The sequence below is a fragment of the Thiorhodovibrio frisius genome (assembly GCF_033954835.1).
GTDB lineage: Bacteria > Pseudomonadota > Gammaproteobacteria > Chromatiales > Chromatiaceae > Thiorhodovibrio > Thiorhodovibrio frisius.
The window spans coordinates 4,226,932-4,246,976 of sequence record NZ_CP121471.1 but is presented as its reverse complement, the minus strand read 5'-3'; the positions used below and the strand labels follow the sequence as shown (position 1 = coordinate 4,246,976).

Annotated in this window: 16 protein-coding genes; 12 read left to right on the top strand and 4 right to left on the bottom strand. The window is 61.3% G+C overall.

The annotated features are described in order from the left end of the window. The first annotated feature begins 206 nt into the window (after window positions 1–206). From Thiofri_RS19315 to Thiofri_RS19280, 8 genes are all read left to right on the top strand, one after another. On the top strand, window positions 207–2,165 hold the full coding sequence (locus tag Thiofri_RS19315; RefSeq protein ID WP_009147778.1) for an NAD(P)-binding protein: 1,959 nt from the start codon (window positions 207–209) through the stop codon (window positions 2,163–2,165). 152 nt (window positions 2,166–2,317) lie between these two features. Beyond that, window positions 2,318–2,905: a cytochrome c3 family protein gene (locus tag Thiofri_RS19310; RefSeq protein WP_009147777.1), complete on the top strand. Its 588-nt coding sequence runs from the start codon at window positions 2,318–2,320 to the stop codon at window positions 2,903–2,905. Next, window positions 2,902–3,714 carry a sulfate reduction electron transfer complex DsrMKJOP subunit DsrO gene (gene dsrO / locus Thiofri_RS19305; protein WP_009147776.1) on the top strand — a complete coding sequence of 271 codons (813 nt, stop codon included), beginning with the start codon at window positions 2,902–2,904 and terminating at the stop codon, window positions 3,712–3,714. The genes Thiofri_RS19310 and dsrO overlap by 4 nt, the downstream gene beginning before the upstream one ends. Window positions 3,715–3,733: 19 nt before the next feature. After that, on the top strand, window positions 3,734–4,972 hold the full coding sequence (gene nrfD / locus Thiofri_RS19300) for an NrfD/PsrC family molybdoenzyme membrane anchor subunit (protein WP_009147775.1): 1,239 nt from the start codon (window positions 3,734–3,736) through the stop codon (window positions 4,970–4,972). Between the two features lie 75 nt (window positions 4,973–5,047). Further along, window positions 5,048–6,445 (top strand): cobyrinate a,c-diamide synthase, encoded by a 1,398-nt coding sequence (locus Thiofri_RS19295; protein ID WP_009147774.1) that lies wholly within the window; start codon window positions 5,048–5,050, stop codon window positions 6,443–6,445. A 253-nt stretch (window positions 6,446–6,698) separates the two neighbouring features. Then, window positions 6,699–7,013, top strand: coding sequence for a HesB/IscA family protein (locus Thiofri_RS19290; protein ID WP_009147773.1), 315 nt, complete (start codon window positions 6,699–6,701; stop codon window positions 7,011–7,013). A 268-nt stretch (window positions 7,014–7,281) separates the two neighbouring features. Continuing rightward, window positions 7,282–8,466: a hypothetical protein gene (locus Thiofri_RS19285; RefSeq protein WP_009147772.1), complete on the top strand. Its 1,185-nt coding sequence runs from the start codon at window positions 7,282–7,284 to the stop codon at window positions 8,464–8,466. A 17-nt stretch (window positions 8,467–8,483) separates the two neighbouring features. After that, window positions 8,484–9,518 (top strand): Lcl C-terminal domain-containing protein, encoded by a 1,035-nt coding sequence (locus Thiofri_RS19280; protein ID WP_009147771.1) that lies wholly within the window; start codon window positions 8,484–8,486, stop codon window positions 9,516–9,518. 113 nt (window positions 9,519–9,631) lie between these two features. On the opposite strand, the gene Thiofri_RS19275 is transcribed toward Thiofri_RS19280, so the two are convergent. The 3 genes from Thiofri_RS19275 to grxC all read right to left on the bottom strand — a co-directional run bounded on the left by Thiofri_RS19275 (window position 9,632) and on the right by grxC (window position 10,842). Next, window positions 9,632–10,087 carry a hypothetical protein gene (locus Thiofri_RS19275; RefSeq protein ID WP_009147770.1) on the bottom strand — a complete coding sequence of 152 codons (456 nt, stop codon included), beginning with the start codon at window positions 10,085–10,087 and terminating at the stop codon, window positions 9,632–9,634. 78 nt (window positions 10,088–10,165) lie between these two features. Beyond that, complete coding sequence (locus Thiofri_RS19270) at window positions 10,166–10,579, bottom strand: RNA-binding S4 domain-containing protein (RefSeq protein WP_009147769.1); 414 nt, start codon at window positions 10,577–10,579, stop codon at window positions 10,166–10,168. Next, window positions 10,576–10,842 carry a glutaredoxin 3 gene (grxC, locus tag Thiofri_RS19265; RefSeq protein WP_009147768.1) on the bottom strand — a complete coding sequence of 89 codons (267 nt, stop codon included), beginning with the start codon at window positions 10,840–10,842 and terminating at the stop codon, window positions 10,576–10,578. Before grxC ends, Thiofri_RS19270 begins: the two co-directional genes overlap by 4 nt. 102 nt (window positions 10,843–10,944) lie before the next feature. On the opposite strand from grxC, the gene pepN reads away from it, so the two are divergent. The 4 genes from pepN (at window position 10,945) to Thiofri_RS19245 (ending at window position 17,408) form a co-directional block, all read left to right on the top strand. Further along, complete coding sequence (gene pepN / locus Thiofri_RS19260) at window positions 10,945–13,632, top strand: aminopeptidase N (protein WP_009147767.1); 2,688 nt, start codon at window positions 10,945–10,947, stop codon at window positions 13,630–13,632. 7 nt (window positions 13,633–13,639) lie between these two features. Beyond that, window positions 13,640–14,248, top strand: coding sequence for a L,D-transpeptidase (locus tag Thiofri_RS19255; RefSeq protein WP_009147766.1), 609 nt, complete (start codon window positions 13,640–13,642; stop codon window positions 14,246–14,248). Continuing rightward, window positions 14,248–15,168, top strand: coding sequence for a nickel ABC transporter permease (gene nikB, locus Thiofri_RS19250; protein ID WP_009147765.1), 921 nt, complete (start codon window positions 14,248–14,250; stop codon window positions 15,166–15,168). The genes Thiofri_RS19255 and nikB overlap by 1 nt, the downstream gene beginning before the upstream one ends. A gap of 461 nt (window positions 15,169–15,629) precedes the next feature. Beyond that, window positions 15,630–17,408 (top strand): AAA family ATPase, encoded by a 1,779-nt coding sequence (locus Thiofri_RS19245; RefSeq protein ID WP_009147764.1) that lies wholly within the window; start codon window positions 15,630–15,632, stop codon window positions 17,406–17,408. Window positions 17,409–17,868: 460 nt separating this feature from the next. Here the strand turns inward: Thiofri_RS19245 and Thiofri_RS19240 are convergent, their stop codons facing one another. Beyond that, window positions 17,869–19,677, bottom strand: coding sequence for an oxygen-binding di-iron domain-containing protein (locus Thiofri_RS19240; RefSeq protein WP_009147762.1), 1,809 nt, complete (start codon window positions 19,675–19,677; stop codon window positions 17,869–17,871). Window positions 19,678–20,045 lie beyond the last annotated feature (368 nt).

Here is a 20,045-nt window from a genome sequence, read left to right as displayed (position 1 = left end):
CAACCTAAGGAGACGCTGATTTATTCGAGTTTTCGGCCGAGGTCGCTTGCTAAGTGACTGATGCATCTCGGCTCAAATTCTCAGACACTGAATAAATCAGCGCTTCCCTAATTCTGGGCTTCGGTTAATTCTGACCGGGCCCGCTTTGAGTAACGGATAGCGATAGACGGAACCTCTGGGGTTCCAGTCCGGAGGAGAGTGACCCGATGGCGACTTCAAGTGAAGAAATGACCAAGCTTTCCTGGCGCCGGTATGAAGACGGCGACAATGTCTGGGACAGCCTGACCGATAAGATTTTTGTTCAGGACACTTCTCACAAGTGCCCGACTTATGTCCACAAGACGCCACCCTGCCAGGGAAGCTGTCCGTCCGGCGAAGACATCCGTGGCTGGCTACAGATTGTGCGCGGGCTGGAGCAGCCACCCCAGGACGTGACTTGGCAAGAGTACGCCTTCCGCCGCTCCACCGATGCCAATCCTTTCCCGTCGATGATGGGCCGCGTCTGCCCCGCACCCTGTCAGGACGGTTGCAACCGCAACGAGGTGGAAGACTTCGTCGGCATCAATGCGGTCGAGCAGTTCATCGGCGACACCGCTATTGCCAACGGCTACAAATTCGAGTCTGCCCCGGCTGATACGGGCAAGACCGTGGCTATCATCGGTGGCGGTCCAGCGGGTCTCGCGGCCGCCTATCAATTGCGTCGCAAGGGCCATGCAGTGGTCATCTTCGAGGCCAATTCTGGTCTCGGCGGCATGTTCCGCTTCGGCATCCCTGGCTATCGTGTGCCGCGCGACGCTCTGGACTCCGAGATCAACCGTATCCTCGACATGGGCAAGATTGAGGTCAAGCTCAACACCAAGGTGGGTGTGGATATTACGGTTGAACAACTCGAAAAAGACTATGGCGCCGTGCTCTGGGCCATCGGCTGTCAGAGCGGTCGCGGTCTGCCAGTGCCTGGCTGGGACGGCACGCCCAACTGCGTCTCGGGCGTGGGCTTTCTCAAAGCCTTTAACGAAGGCCGCATGAAAGTGACAGCCGAGAAGGTGGTCTGCGTTGGTGGCGGCGATACCTCTATCGACGTGGTCTCGGTCGCACGCCGTCTTGGTCATATCTCCAAGACCAACAAGAGCGATCTGCCCGAGACTGTGATTCACGACGGCTATGTTGCCCATGACGCGGCCACGGCTGCTGCGGCAGAAGGCGCCACAGTGACCCTGACCTCACTGTTTACCCGGGACAAGATGACTGCGGCCGAGCATGAAGTTGACGACGCTCTGCAAGAAGGCGTGACCGTGCTCGATGGTGTCATGCCGGTAGAAGTCATCAAGAACGACGCAGGTCGCGCCATTGGCCTGAAAGTTGCCGACTGCCAGATGACCGACGGCCGTCCAACGCCGGTGGAAGGGACCGAGCGGGTACTAGATGCGGACATCATCGTCTCGGCCATCGGCCAAGGCGGCGATCTGACTGGCTTAGAGCAGTTCGACAACGGTCGCGGTCTGATGAACTCCGATAAGTTCTACCAGGTGCCCGACAAGCCGGGTCATTTTGTTGCCGGCGACATCATTCGCCCGCATTTGCTGACCACGGCCATCGGTCAGGCCTGGGTCGCGGTTGAGTCGATTGACGCCTACCTGGGCCAGGCCGAGCACAAGCGGCGACCCAAGGTCGATGTCCATCACTTCGATCTTCTCGCCAAACTCAACGAAGCCGAGCTTTCTCCTGAGCACTTTGACGCCCACAACGGCGATCTGCGCGGTACCTCTGACGCCAAGTATGCCATCCACAATTATGAGGATCGCTCCGGTGCCGAGGTCATCCCGCACGACGAACTTTTCTTGGGGCATTACCAATACACCCCGCGCATTCATCGCAAGGAAGAAGTCCCAAGCGCCGATGATGTGCTGGGCCACTTCAAGGAACGGGTGATCGGTTACGCCGAAGAAGAAGCCATCAACGAGGCCAAACGTTGCATGAGCTGCGGCATGTGCTTTGAGTGCGATAACTGCGTGATCTTCTGTCCGCAGGATGCTGTCTTCCGCGTCAATAAGAGCGAGAGCACGACCGGTCGCTATGTCGATACCGACTATGCCAAGTGCATTGGTTGTCATATTTGCGCCGATGTCTGCCCGACCGGTTACATCAAGATGGGGCTAGGCGAGTAAGTCCACCGAGTCCACTTAGAGGGGGCGCGGCGTCAACTTTTGACACCGCGCCATCTCAGGGCTGACCCGGACGACAGATACAGGCCAAGATGTTTGATCCGACGATGTTCTAGGAAGGCGGACGAGATCACACAGGATATCCGGAGGCGTTCATGACGGAAGCGAAAGTCACCAACCCTTGGTGGTTCGCGGGTTGTTTCACTCTGATGGTGCTGACAGTAATGGGTAGCGCATTGACGAGTACCGGGGTGGCCCGCGCCGAGGCCATCGGCGGCTTTGTTGTGCCGGGCTCCAAGGCGGCGGAACTTGATCGCTGCGTCGAGCCCACCCGCGAAATGCGTCGCTACCACATGGAGTATATTCGCCATCAGCGCGATACCACTGTCTACAACGGCATTCGACACACCAAGTACAGCCTTTCTGGCTGCGTGGGCTGTCATACAGGACACACCGCTGATGGGACTCCAGTTCCTGTCAATGGCAAGGGGCAGTTCTGTAATGCCTGCCACGAAACGGCTGCAGTGACCCTGAACTGCTTTGATTGCCATGCGACTGTTCCAGACGGGGAAGGCTGGAATCAGGTGACCGAAGAAGAGACATCCGTCCCTTTGCAGGGGTTGCCCCAAGACCCAGCAGCCGCCAGGTCATCCACCACCCGGCCAGCAGGCGTTCGGCCACTCGGCGCCGCACTGGTGCAGGTGCCGGAGGCGGCTCGGCAGGAGGATTTTAAAGAGCCATGAGCGAGCAAATTAAACACTCAGATATCGACCAAAAGCCAGATCTCGAGCAACAGCCTGACCGCAGTCGGCGCGACTTTCTCGCTACCGCCGCCGGGGTGGCTACCGCAGCGGTGGCTCCGGGAGTGTTGCTGCATACGGCTGCGGTTGCTGCTCCGCGCACCACCCCGGTGACCGACATCAAGCGCTGGGGTATGCTGATCGACACCGCGAAATGCGCCGACGGCTGTAACGCCTGTGTTGAAGCATGCGAGCACGAAAACGGCCTCGATTTGCAAGAAGCGCCCGAAGGCATCAAGCCGCTCAAGTGGGACAACCAGCGCGCAACCTGGATCAGAAAAGTCAAACTGCGCGACAACCTGACTGGACGCATGACCAATCTGCCGCTCATGTGTCAGCACTGCGAGAACCCGCCTTGTGTGGACGTGTGTCCGACTGGTGCATCATTTAAGCGTGCTGACGGCATAGTGATGGTGAACCGTCATACTTGCATCGGCTGCCGCTATTGCATGATGGCATGTCCCTACAAGGCGCGCTCATTTATCCACGAGCAAGTGGCTGAGAAGCTTACCCGGTCTCCACGCGGCCAGGGCTGTGTGGAGAGTTGTAACCTCTGCGCCTACCGCCTCGATAACGGCGAAACCAGCACCGCTTGTGCTGACGCCTGCCAGGAGGCCGGCCATGCCGCTATCCTTTTCGGCGACCTGAATGAGCCGCACGGCCCGTTGCGAGAGGCTCTGCGGCAGATCAACAGCCGCCAGATCCGCCAGGATCTCGAACTCAATACCGGCGTGCGCTATGCCGGCATCTAACCCGCGAGGACAAGCGGTCATGAGAAGAATCGTCTATCGCGAATGGCGCATTGAATCATCGCGCTACTGGAGCCTGCTGGCCATACTGGCCGGTGTCATTGCCATTGGCGGGCTTGCCGCGCTCTATATGGAGCACCACGGCCACTGGGTTACCGGCATGACCAATTCGGTGGTCTGGGGAACACCGCATGTATTTGCGGTCTTCTTAATCGTCTCGGCCTCGGGCGCGCTCAATGTCGCCTCCATTGGCACAGTGTTCGACAAATCCTTCTATAAACCCTTGGGCCGCCTGTCCGGCCTGCTGGCAGCTGCCCTGCTGATCGGTGGCCTGCTGGTGCTGGTGCTGGATCTTGGTCGACCGGACCGGCTCGCCGTGGCCATGACCACTTACAATTTCAGTTCCATCTTTGCTTGGAACATTTTTCTCTATACCGGCTTTGTGGCCATAGTTATCGCCTACCTTTGGACCATGGCTGATCGCAAGGGCGACCCCTACAAAAAGCCGGTCGGGTCTTTCGCTTTTCTGTGGCGCCTGGCGCTGACCACTGGTACCGGGTCAATCTTTGGCTTTCTGGTTGGACGCGAAGCTTACGACACGGCGGTTCTGGCGCCCATGTTTGTCGTCATGTCCTTCGCCTACGGGCTTGCCATTTACATTTTGGTGCTGATGTACAGCTTTGAGCAGGATGACCGCCTCATCGGCGCCTTGATGCTCAAACGGCTGAAAAACCTCCTGGGCTTGTTTGTGGCTGGGGTGCTCTATTTCACGCTCATCTATCACCTGACTCGCCTGTATGGTGCTCAGACGCAGAATATCGAGCATTTCCTGCTGGTGAGCGGCGGGATCTACACCCTGGCTTTCTGGTTCGGTTGGATTGTTGTCGGCAGTCTGGTGCCCCTAGGTATCATCTATCACCCGCAACACAACAAGAATCCCAAAGCTATTGCCCTGGCCAGCGCGCTGGTCATCTTTGGTGGGCTGGCGGCCATGTATGTGATCATTATCGGCAGCCAGGCTTACCCGCAGGAAATGTTCCCTGGCAAAACGGTGGTCGAGTTCGGCGCCCCGGGCGATATTGGCGGCGCCGTTGCGCCCTACTGGCCAAGCCTGCCAGAGTTCCTGCTTGGCATTGGCGGCGTGGCCGTGGCCCTGCTGATCACCACAGTTGGTATTCGGGTTTTGCAGTTCCTGCCAGAGTCTTTAGCTGACCGAGAGGTGGACCCTCACATTGCCGCTGCCGAAAGCCGCGGGAAATAGCCTCATCTCAAATTCCCGTAAAACACGGATGCGCGGCTTGTTTCGGGCCGGCCCGAGCCGACCGGCCCGACCTCAATGCCTAGCCTCTACTTCTCCGCAGCGCACAAGTCCTCCGGCAAGACCACGCTGAGCATCGGCCTCACGGCTGAGCTGCGGCGTTGCGGCCTGAAGGTCAGCCCCTTCAAGAAAGGCCCTGACTACATCGACCCCATGTGGCTCGCGCTGGCCGCCGGGCGCGCCTGCTTCAATCTCGATTTTCACACCATGGCTGCCGATGAGATTCGCGCATCTTTTCAGCGCGATGGCCGGGGCAGCGATCTGCGCTTGATTGAGGGCAACGTCGGCCTCTACGACAGCGTCCACATGAATGGCGCCGGCAGCAATGCCGAGTTGGTTAAGCTGCTGGGCGTGCCCCTGGTGTTAGTGATCGACTGTAAGGGCCTGGGCCGTGGCATCGCGCCCCTGCTGTTGGGCTTCCAGGCGTTCGACCCCCAGCTGCCCATTGCCGGGGTGATTTTGAACCGCATCGGCGGTGGCCGTCATGGCGCAAATCTGCTTCGGGTGGTCGAGCATTACACTGATCTACCCGTGCTCGGCATGCTGCCGCGCCTGGCGGAGCTGGATATCGACGAGCGCCATCTCGGGTTGGTGCCGAGCAACGAGGCTCAGGCCACCGGCCACAAGGTTGAGCAGATTCGCGCCCGTGTTGCCGAGCATGTCGACTGCGACGCTCTGCTGGCGATTGCGGCAACCGAGCAGCCTGGACCGCTAGCCCAAACCGCGTCTGCTAGTGCAACGCCGGCAGCCGGGGCCGATGCCAAGCCGATATCAGGGATCAAAATCGGCATCGCGCGCGATGCTGCCTTCGGCTTTTATTATCCGGACGATCTTGCTGCGCTTGAGCAAGCCGGTGCGGAACTGCTGAGCTTTAGTCCGCTGCAATCATCCGAGCTGCCGGGCGTGGATGCCTTGTTGATCGGCGGTGGCTTTCCGGAATTTCACATGGAGGCACTTGCCGCCAATCGCAGTTTGCGCACTGCTGTGGCCGATTTCATCGCCTCTGGCAAGCCGGTTTATGCCGAATGCGGGGGGCTGATGTACCTTTGCCGCCAGCTGCACTGGAACGGCCGCTCGGCGGATATGTGTGCCGTGCTCAATGCCGATGTGGCCATGCATGCCAAGCCCCAGGGACGCGGCTATGTGCGCCTGCGCGAGACCGGAGCCTGTCCTTGGCCGGGCGCGGGCGACAAGGGCGATGTTAACGCACATGAGTTCCATCATTCCGCCGTGGTCAGCCCCGATCCAGACTGGAGCTATGCCTATCAGGTCTTGCGCGGCACCGGGGTGGACGGTCAACATGACGGCATTGTGCACAAACACCTGTTGGCCAGCTATGCCCATCTGCGCGGAGTGGGGGGCAATTGCTGGCCGCAGCGTTTTGTCACCAGCATTCAACGCGCGCTTGGTGGCTGAAGCGCTGCGGCTGATTGCTCGGGACACCATCGCCTGAGACAATGGTGACCGTGAATCATATGGAATCATTCTCCGGTGTCGCCGGGGCCATGAGAGTCAGGAACAATATACCCGTGCGAACGCGCGCTCCGGCACGGTTGAAAATGGCCATGCCACCAACAACCTTTTGCACTCCACCTGTGGTTTCTTCGGGTGGCTGCCCGTTGCGGAGGCCCGGGCAGGACTCAGTGACAGACGACAGGAAATCCGGCGTATGTTCAAAGTGACTCCAACAGCGGCTGAACAGGTCGCGAAAGCCGCGAAACAAGGGGGAACCGAGGGGTTCTCCCTGCGACTGGCAGCCGTGCAGAAACCGGACGGCTCCATCGATTACCGCATGGGATTCGATGAGATCGGCGAGGATGACATCCGCTTCACCTCCGAGGGCGTGGATATCGTTATGGCGCCCGAGTTCGTGCCCCTGCTCGATACGGCGGTGATGGATTTTGTCACCCTGGATGACGGAAATCAGCACTTCATTTTTCTCAACCCCAAGGATCCAACCTACAAGCCTCCGAGCGACGCCTGAGCGCGGGGGCACTGCACCGGCTATACCAATCGCAAAGGAGTTTTCGGTTTTGAGTCGGGTGACGGCCACGGGGGTCTCGGCGGCCCTTGATCGGATCAGGGATGCCGCCGGGAAGCCTACAGGGAAGTATTCACGGCGTCCCCCGTGGCCGTCACCCGGCCCAGAACGAGGCGAAATTTCAAAGGGTTTCGTTATAACCATCCTAAGGCTCATGACCCCGGCCATCCCGGATAATGAATTCCTGTGATTCACAGTAAGGTTCCCACCCTTGGACTTGTCGAGCGAAGACAATCTGCGCCTTAATGTGCTGCTCGCCAACAAGCCGCGCGCCATTCGCATTGATGAGTCAAAACTTATCGTCTCCTGCCTGTCGGACAAAGGCGAGCTTAGTGTCTCCTTGCATCCTACCGGCCGTCCAGAGCCCTACTTGCGCGCCGTGCGCGAGTTGATCTCAGGCAATATTCTGGGCTCCCCCGGCGGCTATCCGGTCTACCTGCGCCGCTGGACGCGCATGGGCCAGATGCGCGATGAAAGCCTGGAGCAACTGCTAATGCTCGGCGAGCCCGAGGCCGTGGTTGCGGCGGTTTGCTCGCCTGGGCTGACAGAGGAACTTGCCCGCCGCGCCTGGTGGGCGATGGAAGACGCCGAGAACGCCCGGCGAATGCTTGCCAACCCGGTCATCGCCGGCAGTGGGCTGGGCGGCGAACTGGCCACCTATCTGATTGAATTTCTGCCGTTCGAGACCGAAAGCGACCGGATGATGGAGTCCGTGTGCTTGGTGTTGCAGCCGGGCCTGATTAGCCCCGAGGAGCGCCAGGATCTATGGCAGAAAGCCGCGCGCAAACAGGCCTATCTGCTCGGGTTCTTGCGCGCGCTGCCGGATGACCTGCCTGAACCGCTGCCGCCGCGACCCGACATTGAGCAACTCGACCAGGTGCTGGCCCCGCTCGCCGCAGAGGGCAACCCGGTCGCGCGTCTGCTGTTGCGCTGCGCCAGCGGTGGCGGCCAGCGGTTTCTTGACAGTCTCTCACGGGTGCTGGCCAAGCCGCCCAACCAGGACGTGGTCACTGCCACCTTTGACCTTATGCGTGAGTATTTCAGCCCGATGCGCCCGGAAGGCGAGCCCAGGCTATCGCTAGCCGAACTCCAGGCCGAGGCGGATGCCTTCGCCAAAGAAGATGCATCCAGTCGTGCTGCATCCAATGGCGCTGAATCGAGTGCTACTGCAGCCGAAGCTGAGGTCAAAGCCGCGTGCGCCGTCTGCCTGGCATGCCTGCCGCGCATTGGCCCTGAGATGTCTGCCTTGCGCCTGCTCTCGGGTGTTAGCTACGCCACTCTGCGCCCGGTGCTGCCGGACCCAACCACTCTCGGCACCCTGATGCGGCGCAAGCTCATGCCAGTGGTCGAACCCTTGCAGGCGGCCATTGCCTGCTTGCGCACCGCGCGTGACTGAAACGCCGGGGATGTCAATTGCCTAGTCAGCTTTTCTGTCTGTCACCAGGGCGCGCGTTCAGACTGCGCGCAGTGCTGCTGATCGGGCTCTGGTTGCTGCCGACCCTGGTCGCAGCCCAAGGCCGGGCTCAGCCCCAGCCCGGCGCCCAGGCCCAGCCTGGCGCTCCGGCCCAGGGACTCGACTGTGGTCGCGGACCAGAGGACAAGTTCGATGAAGAACGCTGGAAACTGAGCGAAGACGGGATCGTCGGCGACGAGCAAAATCGCCTTGTCTGGAAGCAATGCCCCGAAGGTCTGCATGGCGAGCGCTGTCGTGAGGGTCGTCTGGCCTATTTGTCCTGGGAGCGTGCGCTCGAGATCGCCGAGAACAGCACCTTCGCGGGCTTTGATGACTGGCGTATCCCCAAGCTCGACGAACTGCGCCAGATCATCCAGCCCGGCTGCTTTTTCCCGGCCGTGAATTTGTCGCTCTTCCCCAACACACCTTCGGGCTGGTTTTGGTTCGACTCCGCTGAGGCGGACAATTCCCCTCGCGCTGGCCAGCTTGGTTTCGCTTTTGGCAAGGAGTTTAGCGGCAATCAGCGCAATATCGTCCATCTGCGCCTGGTCCGGGAGCTTCCCGAAGAAGGCGAAGCCGAGGCGGACGCCGCAGCTCAAGAGCCCGCGCCAGACGCAGAGGCACCAGATGCCGGTGCGGAGCCGCCTGCGGGAGAACCGGGCGCTGCCGAAGCTGGTCAGAATGCAGCAGGCGCTGCCGGAGCTGACGGACAGGCCGCCGAGCCCGAGCCGGCGGACGCAGCGGCTGATCAGCCTGGCGCACCTGTCGCTGATCAGGCCGGAGAACCGGTCGCTGATCAGGCTGGCGACCAAACTCCAGAACCCGCAGCCGCCCAGGGAACCGCTGAGAATCCCGATCAGCCAGCCGAGCAACCCGCTGCCGGCGCCGCTGCTCAGGAACCTGGACTGCTGCCAGGTCCGCCCCCAATTGCGCCTCCGGCTGAGCCCCCAGCATTGCCCCCAATTGCGCCCCTAGCCCCCGCTCCCGCCAATTGATCCAGGACCAACCAGGGCATAGCGGTTGAAGCTGAAAAACGTTTCGTCATTCGATGCCATGATGGTTTCTCATAATTGGGGCGCTTTGATAACCGGCACTTCCGGTCAGAAAACTAGCGCGACCGCCGCCGGCGTCGTGCCTGATAAGCGGCGATCTGCTGCACGATCTGGCCGAAGGGCAGGGCGTCAAGACGGCCAAATTCGGCAATGGCGCGTTCGATCAAGGCGTCGATGTCGCCGACCATCAAGGGCAGTTTGCGTGCCGGCCAGAGCGCCTTGTGCAGGCCTTGCAGACCGCCAACCTGGACCCGCAGGGCCTTGTTGTGAGCCAGTGCGGACTGCTGATCCAGGGTTTTTAGGGTAAAGCGGGCCTGGGTGCGCAGAATCTCGAGCAGCGCCGCACAGCGCGTTCGCGCCGGCTCGGCATTGCAACGCACCCCTTCGCGCTCGGCCAGGCAGAAGCGACTGGCGCGCGAACAGTCGCACTGGCCGGTCAGAATCGCCTTTTCATAGGGGCAGGCACATTCGTTGATTTCATCGTAGGTTTCGCGCAGTGCCTGGGAGTCCATGCTGTTTCGGATCTGGTGTCAGGGAGCGGAAGAGTGCCTGGAGAGGAGTGATGAGTGTGTGGGCGTGGTAGGCGTTTCTCACTCCTCGCGGCGCGTTTCTCGAAAGGCCTGCAACTGGCGCCGGTCGCGTTTGGTGGGGCGACCCTGTGGGCGTGGGCCGTGCTGGGCATTCTCGCGCGCGGCGCGGGCGAGTTCCTGGCGGCGCAATCGGCTGGCCTCGTCCTCGGCGTACAAAAGCGCTGCCTCGCTTGCCGGGCGGCGTTGTTTGGCCAGAGCGCGAACTTCGATCTCCCAGGCCAGTTCGCCTTTTTGGATGTGCACGCGGCTGCCGGGGCGCAGCGCGCGGCTTGGCTTGCAGCGTTGGCCGTCCACCTGCACCTTGCCACCACTCACGGCGGTGATCGCGAGTTGCCGGGTTTTAAAAAATCGCGCAGCCCACAGCCATTTGTCCAGCCGCTGGCTGGCTCCGGGCGCATCGGGCGTTGCGCTCATGCCGGGTCTTCCCCGAGCAGCAGCGGGTCGAGCCGCTCATCCATGTCGAGCTCGGCCATGTCATCATAGCCACCGATATGGTGCCCATTGATGAAAATCTGCGGCACCGTCAGGCGCTCGCTGCGCTGGATCATCACCGCCTCCTGCGAGGGGTCTTGATCGATGCGGATTTCCTCGAATTCCACCCCTTTTTTAGTCAGCAGCCGCCGGGCGCGCACGCAGTACGGGCAGAAGGCGGTGCTGTACATTTCAATTTTGACCATCGTGCGTTCGATTCGACTGATCTGGTTTAATACCCATGAGGCCGCGCTCGCTCAGCGCGTGCGACCCCGCCTCAGGATAACAAGTTTAGGAAGCCGCCCGATATGTATCGCGACACCCCCAAGCCAACCCGGCTGGAAGATTACCAGCCGCCCGAGTTCCTGATCGACCGCGCCGAACTGCGCTTTGATCTCGACGCCGTCGAGACCCTGGTCAGCGCAGCGCTTGAGATTCGCCGCAATCCGGCTGCCAAGCGCGGCGATGGCTCGCTGCGCCTGGATGGTGAACAGCTGGAGTTGCTGGAAATCGCGCTTGATGACCGGGCGCTGCCGCCGGTCGAGTATGTTGTCGACGAGCGGACGCTGGTCGTACAACGGGTGCCGGATCGCTTCCAGTTGCGCACCCGTGTGCGCATTCATCCTGCCGCCAACACCGCGCTTGAGGGGCTATATATCTCCGGCGACATGCTTTGCACTCAGTGCGAGGCCGAGGGCTTTCGGCGGATGACCTATTTTCTCGACCGCCCGGATGTGATGGCGCGCTTTGCCGTCACTCTGGTCGCTGATGCGACGCGCTATCCGGTGCTGCTGTCCAATGGTAATCCCATCGACCAAGAGACTCTACCCGGTGGCCGCCATCTGGCGCGCTGGGAAGACCCCTTCCCCAAGCCGAGCTACCTCTTCGCCCTGGTGGCCGGCGATCTGGCGCGCATCGAGGACAGCTTCACCACTGCCTCCGGTCGTGAGGTCGCGCTGCACCTTTATATGGAGCCGCGAAATCGCGATAAATGCGGCCATGCCATGCGCTCGCTGAAAGCCGCCATGCGCTGGGACGAGGAGCACTATGGCCGCGAGTACGATCTGGATTTGTTCATGATTGTTGCCGTCAGCCATTTCAACATGGGCGCCATGGAGAACAAGGGGCTCAATGTCTTCAATGCCAAGTATGTCCTGGCGAGCCCCGAGACCGCGACCGATCAGGATTTTGCCGGCATCGCGTCGGTGGTGGCGCACGAATATTTTCACAACTGGACCGGTAACCGCATCACCTGCCGCGACTGGTTCCAGTTGAGCCTGAAAGAAGGCTTTACTGTGTTTCGGGATCAGGAATTCAGCGCCGACCAGGGCGGGCGCGATGTCCAACGCATCGCTGATGTCCGTGCCCTGCGCGCGCGCCAGTTCCCGGAAGATGCCGGGCCCATGGCGCATCCGGTGCGCCCGAGCAGTTATATTGAGATTAATAATTTCTACACCACGACCGTTTACGAGAAGGGCGCCGAGCTGGTGCGCATGCAGGCGCGACTGCTTGGTCCCGAGCGTTTCCGTGCTGCCACCGATCTGTATTTTCAACGCCACGACGGCCAGGCGGTGACAACTGAAGATTTCGTGCGCTGCATGGAAGACGCGAGCGGCCTGGACCTGACCCAATTCCGCCGCTGGTATGAGCAGGCCGGCACGCCGGTGCTCGAGTGCACGGCGGACTGGGAGGCAGGGCAGGGCACTTATCGGCTGGAAGTGCGCCAGCACACCGACCCCACCCCGGGCCAGCCCGAGAAGTCACCGCGGCACATGCCGCTCGCGCTCGGGCTGATCGGTACCGACGGACGAGAACTCCCGGTGCAACTGGCCGGCGAGCCCGCGCCAATCGGGCCCGGTACCCGGGTACTGGAGCTGCGCGAGGCGCGGCAGGTGTTTGAGTTCGTGGGGCTCAGCGAGCGCCCGGTGCCCTCGCTGCTGCGCGGCTTCTCAGCACCAGTTAAGCTGCGTTTTCCCTATTCTGACGAGGAACTGACTCGCCTGATGGCTGCGGACCCAGACGGCGTGGCGCGCTGGAATGCCGCCCAGCAACTGGCCGAGCGGGTGCTGCTGGCCATGGTCGTGACACCCGACACGCCGCCCCCGCAAGCCTTCATCGACGCCTTTGCCGCCGCGCTGGGTGACCAAGAGGCCGATCCGGCGCTGCTCGCCGAGGTGCTGGCACTGCCTTCAGAGTCCTATCTGGGGGATCAAATGCAAGCGGTGGATGTCGATGGCATCCACCGCGCGCGCGAGGCGCTGATGGTGCAGGTCGCCACTGCCCTGCGCGCCGATCTGCTCGAGCGCTATCATGCGCTGCATCGATTCGAGCCGGTGACGGATCAGGCCGCAGCTTCGACCGATCGCGAGCCGGATCTTTCCCCTGCTGCCATGGGCCGGCGCGCGCTCAAGAACCTGTGTCTGGGCTACTTGATGCGCGCGCCCGATGATGCGGTTCTTGCCCTATGCCAACGCCAGTATGCGACCGCCGCCACCATGACTGACCGCATCGCCGGACTGCGTGGGCTCATCCGCCTGCGCGACACCGATCAAGCCGAACTGGCCGAGCAAGCGCTGACCGATTTCTATCAACGCTGGTCGCAGGACGCGCTGGTGCTGGACAAATGGTTTGCGATTCAGGCTCAGGCCAGCGCGCCGGGCACCTTGGGCCGCGTCAAGCAACTGCTCAGGCACGCGAATTTTTCCATCGGCAACCCCAACCGGGTGCGCAGTCTGATTGGCGCCTTCGCCGCTGGCAATCCGGTCTGCTTCCACGCTGCCGACGGCGGCGGTTATCGGTTGTTGGCCGAACAAGTCGCGCGCCTCGATCCGCTCAACCCGCAACTGGCCTCGCGGCTTTTGCATCCGCTCACCCAGTGGCGCCGCCATGATGCCAGCCGTCAGGCGCTGATGCGCGCCGAGCTGGAAGGGCTGCGTGCGCGCGATGGCATCTCGCCTGATTTGTTCGAGGTGCTGGGCAAGTGTCTCGATGCCTGAGCCGGCCATGGGTGAGCAGATTTCGCCAAAGCGCGGACCAGGGCAGGGGCTCAAGCAGCAAGCTGGGCAGGGAGTGCAGGGGGGCCAACCTGAGCTAGCCGTGGCGCTGTGGATCTCGCTTGCCGAGCAGCGGCTCGCCTTGCTTGGTCGCGACGGGTTGCGCCATTTTTACCCCATCTCAACCGCCGTGAACGGACCCGGCGAGCGCAACGGCAGCGGCTGCACGCCGCTCGGCCTGCACCGAGTGCGGTTAAAAATTGGCGATGGTTGCCCACCCGGCACCGTGTTTCGCGCCCGGCGGCCGACCGGAGAAATCTACAGCCCCGAGCTGGCGGCGAGTTATCCGAACCGGGACTGGATTCTCACCCGTATTCTATGGCTTAGCGGGCAGGAGCCCGGTCGCAATCGCGGTGGCGACTGCGATACGCTGCGTCGTTTCATTTACATTCACGGTTGCGCGGACGCCGAGCCCATGGGTGTGCCGCGCTCCCATGGCTGCATCCGTATGCGCGACCCCGACCTGCTGGAGCTCTTCGCGCGCACGCCCATGGGCACTCCGGTGCGCATTGAGCCAGGTCCCTTTCCGCTTGATCTCGGCTGGGGAGGCTGCCTCTGATGGCCGGGGCGCTGTTCGGGCGTCTGGGCGCCACCCTGGTGGTGATGCTGGGCGTCTCCACCCTGGTGTTTTTGCTCCTGCATCTGGTGCCGGGCGATCCGGTCGAGGCGATGCTCGGCGAGAGTGCTCGCCCCGCCGACCTGGCCGCGCTACGCGCCCATCTGGGACTGGACCGCCCACTGTCGGTGCAATACCTGGATTATCTCGCCGGGCTGACGCGGCTCGACCTGGGCCAGTCCCTGACCGACCAGCGCCCGGTTGCTGACATGATCGCCGAGCGCTTTCCCGCCACCCTGCAACTGACTTTGGCCGCGCTGACACTGGCAGTCCTCATCGCCCTGCCGCTCGGCGTGCTGGCGGCGCGCCACCAGGGCGGGCCACTCGACTCTGCCGCCATGGGCTTCTCGGTGCTCGGGATGGCAGTGCCCAATTTCTGGCTCGGCCCCATGCTGATACTGGTGTTCTCCCTGTGGCTTGGCTGGACGCCAGTCAGTGGCCGCGAGGGCTGGAATAGCCTCATCCTGCCGGCGCTGACACTTGGCACCGGACTGGCCGCGCTGCTGGCCCGCATGGTGCGCGCTAGCCTGCTGGAGGTGCTGGGCGAGGACTACATCCGCACCGCTCGCGCCAAGGGCCTGAATGAATCCGCCGTGCTTTGGCGTCATGCCCTGCGCAACGCCGCCCTGCCCATCCTGACCCTGCTCGGTCTGCAACTCGGCGGCCTGCTCGGCGGTGCCGTCATCACCGAGACCGTCTTCTCCTGGCCCGGCATTGGCAGCCTGCTGGTCGACGCCATCAAAGCCCGCGACTACCCCGTGGTGCAGGGCTGCGTGCTGCTGATCAGCCTGATCTATGTCGGCGTCAATACCCTAACAGATGTGTTGTATTTATGGATCGACCCGCGCATTGGGCGGGCTTGATCGCGCACCAATCGTGCGACAGAATCGCTGGTGCGAATTTCAGGCATCGGGTCGTTCGCCTCCGCGCTGGCGCAATTCTTCGGCAATATCCTCAGCACTCGTCAGCTGACCGCCGGACGCGAGTTATACCAATCGCAAACTGGTTATCGGTTTTGGGTCGGGTGACGGCCACGGGGGTCTCGGCGGCCCTTGATCGGATCAGGGACGCCGCCGGGAAGCCTACAGGGAGGTATTCACGGCGTCCCCCGTGGCCGTCACCCGGCCCAAAACGAGCCGAAATCTCAAAGGGTTTCGGTATAGGCGTTGCGTGCCTGAAGTGCCAGCCGGCCCATTTTGCTCATGGGTTGGTAATGATCATCCGCAAGGTCTTGCATGTGTAATCCGGGCCGGCCAGCCAGCCAGCCGAGGCCGCAGCAGTGCTATGCTGAGGCAACTTGTCCCCGCCATGGAGCAGAGCAACCATGCACTTTCCCTATGGTCTGAGCGATTTTGGCACCCTGAGGCAGGAGGGTTACTGGTACCTCGACCGCACCGACCGTCTGGCCGCGCTCGAGAACACCGGGCGGCAGCTTATCTTCCTGCGCCCGCGCCGCTTCGGCAAAAGCCTGCTGCTCTCCATGTTGGAGCACTATTACGATCTGAACCGCTCCGAGCAATTCGATGCGTTGTTCGCCACCCTGGCGGTGGGGCAGAACCCGACGCCTCTGCGCAATCAGTTTTTCGTGCTCAAATGGGATTTCTCGCTGGTCGCTGCGCATGGGGAGATCGGCGATATTGAAGTGGCGCTGCATCGGCACATCAACGGGCGCATTCGTGCCTTCGCCCGGCGCTATCGCGAGCGATTGCCAGAACCGATTCAGATCCATCCCGAGGATTCCCTCACCTCTTGGGAGACACTCTTGAGTGTCCTTTCCCAAACTCCCCACAAACTCTATCTGCTGATCGACGAATACGACAACTTCGCCAACGAGGTACTGATGGCCGCCCAGCCCGGCGGGCAGGATCGTTACCAAACGCTGCTCCAGGGCGAAGGCTTGATGAAAACGGTGTTCAAGTCCGTTAAGGCCGCTGCTGGCGGGCAGGGACTTGATCGGGTGTTCATCACCGGCGTCTCGCCCGTGGTCTTGAGCGACATGACCAGCGGCTACAACGTGGGCAAGGATATTTTCCTGCTGCCCCAATTCAACGACCTGTGCGGCTTTACCGAGGGGGAAGTGGCTGCCGTTTTGAACCAGCTTACCCAAGAAGGAGGCGATTGGTCTGCGGACAAGGCGCTGGCGACCATGCGCACCTTCTACAACGGTTATCGCTTTAGCGAGGAGGCCGAGGAAAGTCTCTACAACCCCACTCTGAGCCTGTACTTTTTCGACGCGCTGTTCACCCAAGGCAAATACCCCCGGCAGATGCTCGATGAAAACCTGGCCATGGATCGCAACAAGCTGATTTATATCGCCTCGCTACCCCATGGCGAGGAGCTATTGATCGAAGCGCTAAGTGGCGATGACCGAGTGCTGGTGCCGGAACTGGTGCAGCGCTTTGGCGTCGCCGATGTACTGGCGGCAGTGAAGGATCAGCCCTTCATGGTGTCCTTGCTGTATTTCTTTGGCATTCTCACCTTGGCAGGCTTGAACTCCTTTAACGAGTGCCAGATGCGCATTCCCAATCTGGTGGCGCGCGGGCTCTATGTGGAGCGTTTGCGCGAACGCTGGCTGCCGCCGAGCGGACGCGCACGCGAGCTGCCCGACGCCGTGCGCGCCCTTGGCCAGCAAGGCGATCTCGCGCCCCTGTGCGCGCTGATCGAACAGAGCTATTTCGCCGTGCTGTCTAACCGAGATTATCGCTGGACCAACGAGTTGCTGGTGAAATTCGCCTTCCTGACCCTCTTGTTCGACGACCGTCTCTACATGGCCGTCTCTGAGCTGGAGACCGAGCGCGGCTATGCCGATCTTGCCTTGATCGTCCGCCCGGACATGCGTCGCTTTCAGGCACTTGATCTGCTGCTGGAATTCAAATATCTGAGCCTGAAGGAACTGGGCATGAGCGGCGCGCGAGTGCGGCAGGAATCCCGCGAGGCATTGGTCAAACAACCGGCGGTAGCCGCCAAGCTCGATGAGGCCGAAGCCCAGGCCCGCGACTACGGCGGCACCCTGACGAAACGCCATGGCCTGACCGACCTGCGCGCTTTCGCCGTGGTCGCCCTAGGGGTGGAGCGGCTGGTGTTTCGACCCCTTTCTGACTGAAGCACGCCCTCCCGTTCGATCTCCCGTACCTCGCCCCTCAGGACCCGGAAAAACGGTTCAGAAAATCGGGTATTTGTTGAAGTCTGCGCAAGAGCGCCAATTTCCTACCCCGACGGTCGGTTAATCTGTTATCGGCCTTTCGGTAAAGCGTCACTTTCACTAGAGGGTAAGACTATGAGCGATGAAGCACTGCGTAGAAAAAATCGTCTGGGCTTTTGGATGACGGCAGCAGTCTGTCTGCTGCCACTGGTGCCCTATGCCATGCATGCCGGGTCCTGATTCATAGTCCTGGCCGCTCCGAGAGATGAAGATGTTTTTCTAGGCTAAAAAAGGGGCGGTAATGTGAAACCCAAGAACCCGGCTTTCCGCCGGGTTCTTGCATTTTGGGAGCTTTGGTCCGCTCAATAAACAAGGGTATTGAAGCCGGACCAAGTCCGGCCGCCGTTCAAAAAAGGGGGCATCAAGCCGCCTCGACCCGATTACGGCCATTCTCCTTGGCGCGATAGAGCGCGGTATCGGCCCGTTTGATGAGTTGATCTAGGCTTTCGGCTGGGGCTCGTGTGGCCACACCGAAGCTGGCGGTAATGGCGAGTGGCTCTTTGCCGCCTGTATCAATGGGAGCAGCCATCAGACAGGCACGCAGGCGCTCGGCGGTGGCCATGGCCGTTTGCTGGCCTTGGCCCACCACAAAGACAATGAATTCCTCGCCACCATAGCGCACGGCAATATCGGTTGCGCGGCTGGAGGTGGTCAGCAGGGCCGCGACGCTTTGCAGTACGCGATCCCCAATGCCGTGGCCATAGGTGTCGTTGATGCGCTTGAAATGATCGACATCGAGCATAATGGCGGCGAATTCCGCCTTAGGGTCGCGATCATGCAGGGCACAATGGCGGCTCATCACATCCTGCATGTAAAAGCGGGTAAAAAGCCCCGTTAAAGCATCCCGAATGGAGCGCTGATAGGCTTTTTCCCGCTCCTGATCGATTTCCCGATAAATAACCTCGCGCTCCAAGGCCACCTGTAGCGGATCGGCGAGCTGCTTGACGATCTGCTCGACACCCTTGGTGACCGGAATACGCTCGCGCAGGGTGATGATGGCAAAGCCATCGATGCGCTGTTGCGAGGGGCCAATCAGCGGAATGGCAATGCGCGATCCCGTGCCGGAGCCGCTGTATTCCTCACAAAAGGCGCCAGCGCATTGGTGATGATCGATAAAAGCCGGATCGACCTGATGGGCGCTTACCCACTGCTCGCGATCCTGGCCGATGAATTGGCAGAACTCCGGGGATTCGCATTCAATGCTGCCGGAGAAGCGATTTTCTGGATTGAGTACCAGCATGTTCCCATCCGGCAGAGCAGTGTAATAATCGATGCGCTCCGCTGGCAGACTGCGCTGCACCAGTTCTAGCAGGCGGGTGGCGATGTCGCGGAAATCCCGATACAGCAGCATGGTCTCGGCAATGTCGCGCAGGGTGGCATTGAGTCGCGAGAGCCGCCGAATATCGCTGTCATCCTGACCGAGCAGATAAATGCCGCAATCGAGCTGCTTGAGCTGTTCGATCAGAAATGGGACCAGGGAGCGCGGAATAATGGAGCCATGCTGCGCGGCAATGATCTCCACCGGATAGCGCTCAATCTGCGCCATGGCATAGCCAAGAATGTCATTGCTTGGCATGTAATGCTCATGAAAGGGTTTGAGCGCCTCGATATGGGATTCCCCGCGCGCGACCAGGGTGGGTTGTTCGGTAAAGCCGCCGAATAGATCGCTGGAAAACAGCACCCCGGTCTTGGGGTCAAAGGTGCAGATGGCGCCGGGAAAATGCGCATAGGGCGTGAAAATGAACTTCAACTCCCGATCAACCAGCGGCAGGCGCCAGTCGTTTTGATCGACCAGCCAGAAGGGCATTTTGAGTCCGTAATGGCGCAGCAGGGCATGGGCACGCCAGTGGGTGACCACCACGGCATCCTCACGCTCGGTGATGGCGTCGATCAAGGGCAGCGCGGCGGTAATGTCGGGGTCCTGATGGTGACAGACAAAGTAACGAATCTGGGTGAAGGGAATCACCTGCTCGATTTTGCGCAGAGTACTGGGAAAGGTCAGGCGCGAGCCGGGGTCGAACAGCACAGACTGATCGCCCTGTTCGAGCAGATAAACATGGCACTGAAAGGGGTCATCCGGCAGCACATGCCCGACCCACCAGACCCGCTCGGCGATTTCGAGCGCCTTGTTGGTGTCGGCCCCGATCAGATGCCTGAGTTCCGGGTCCATATCTGGGTTCAGAGAGGATGACTTGTCCAGAAAACTTCTCCAGTGCGCGCGCGGTTCCGGCGGCTGTTGCTCTTTGCCACTTTGCTATGACCCGACTATATACCAAAACCCTTTGAGATTTTGGCTCGTTCTGGGTCGGGTGACGGCCACGGGGGACGCCGTGAATACATCCCTGTAGGCTTCCCAGGGGCGTCCTGCTGCCGAGACCCCCGTGGCCGCTACCCGTACCCAAACTGACAACCAGTTTGCGATTGGGATAGCACCGCGCGCACGGGGGCGCGAACGCAGATCCGCCATCCCAGGAGACGCCATGCGGTAGAGACACTCCCGCTCATTGGGGGGGCAGCGGGAGTGTTCGCGCGAGGAGG

Coding starts and splice junctions, on each gene's coding strand:
- Thiofri_RS19295 (WP_009147774.1), top strand. CDS start 5,048: ATGCCTAGCCTCTACTTCTCCGCAGCGCACAAGTCCTCCGGCAAGACC.
- Thiofri_RS19275 (WP_009147770.1), bottom strand. CDS start 10,087: ATGGACTCCCAGGCACTGCGCGAAACCTACGATGAAATCAACGAATGT.
- Thiofri_RS19245 (WP_009147764.1), top strand. CDS start 15,630: ATGCACTTTCCCTATGGTCTGAGCGATTTTGGCACCCTGAGGCAGGAG.
- grxC (WP_009147768.1), bottom strand. CDS start 10,842: ATGGTCAAAATTGAAATGTACAGCACCGCCTTCTGCCCGTACTGCGTG.
- Thiofri_RS19310 (WP_009147777.1), top strand. CDS start 2,318: ATGACGGAAGCGAAAGTCACCAACCCTTGGTGGTTCGCGGGTTGTTTC.
- Thiofri_RS19255 (WP_009147766.1), top strand. CDS start 13,640: ATGGGTGAGCAGATTTCGCCAAAGCGCGGACCAGGGCAGGGGCTCAAG.
- pepN (WP_009147767.1), top strand. CDS start 10,945: ATGTATCGCGACACCCCCAAGCCAACCCGGCTGGAAGATTACCAGCCG.
- nrfD (WP_009147775.1), top strand. CDS start 3,734: ATGAGAAGAATCGTCTATCGCGAATGGCGCATTGAATCATCGCGCTAC.
- Thiofri_RS19315 (WP_009147778.1), top strand. CDS start 207: ATGGCGACTTCAAGTGAAGAAATGACCAAGCTTTCCTGGCGCCGGTAT.
- Thiofri_RS19240 (WP_009147762.1), bottom strand. CDS start 19,677: ATGGACCCGGAACTCAGGCATCTGATCGGGGCCGACACCAACAAGGCG.
- Thiofri_RS19290 (WP_009147773.1), top strand. CDS start 6,699: ATGTTCAAAGTGACTCCAACAGCGGCTGAACAGGTCGCGAAAGCCGCG.
- dsrO (WP_009147776.1), top strand. CDS start 2,902: ATGAGCGAGCAAATTAAACACTCAGATATCGACCAAAAGCCAGATCTC.
- Thiofri_RS19270 (WP_009147769.1), bottom strand. CDS start 10,579: ATGAGCGCAACGCCCGATGCGCCCGGAGCCAGCCAGCGGCTGGACAAA.
- nikB (WP_009147765.1), top strand. CDS start 14,248: ATGGCCGGGGCGCTGTTCGGGCGTCTGGGCGCCACCCTGGTGGTGATG.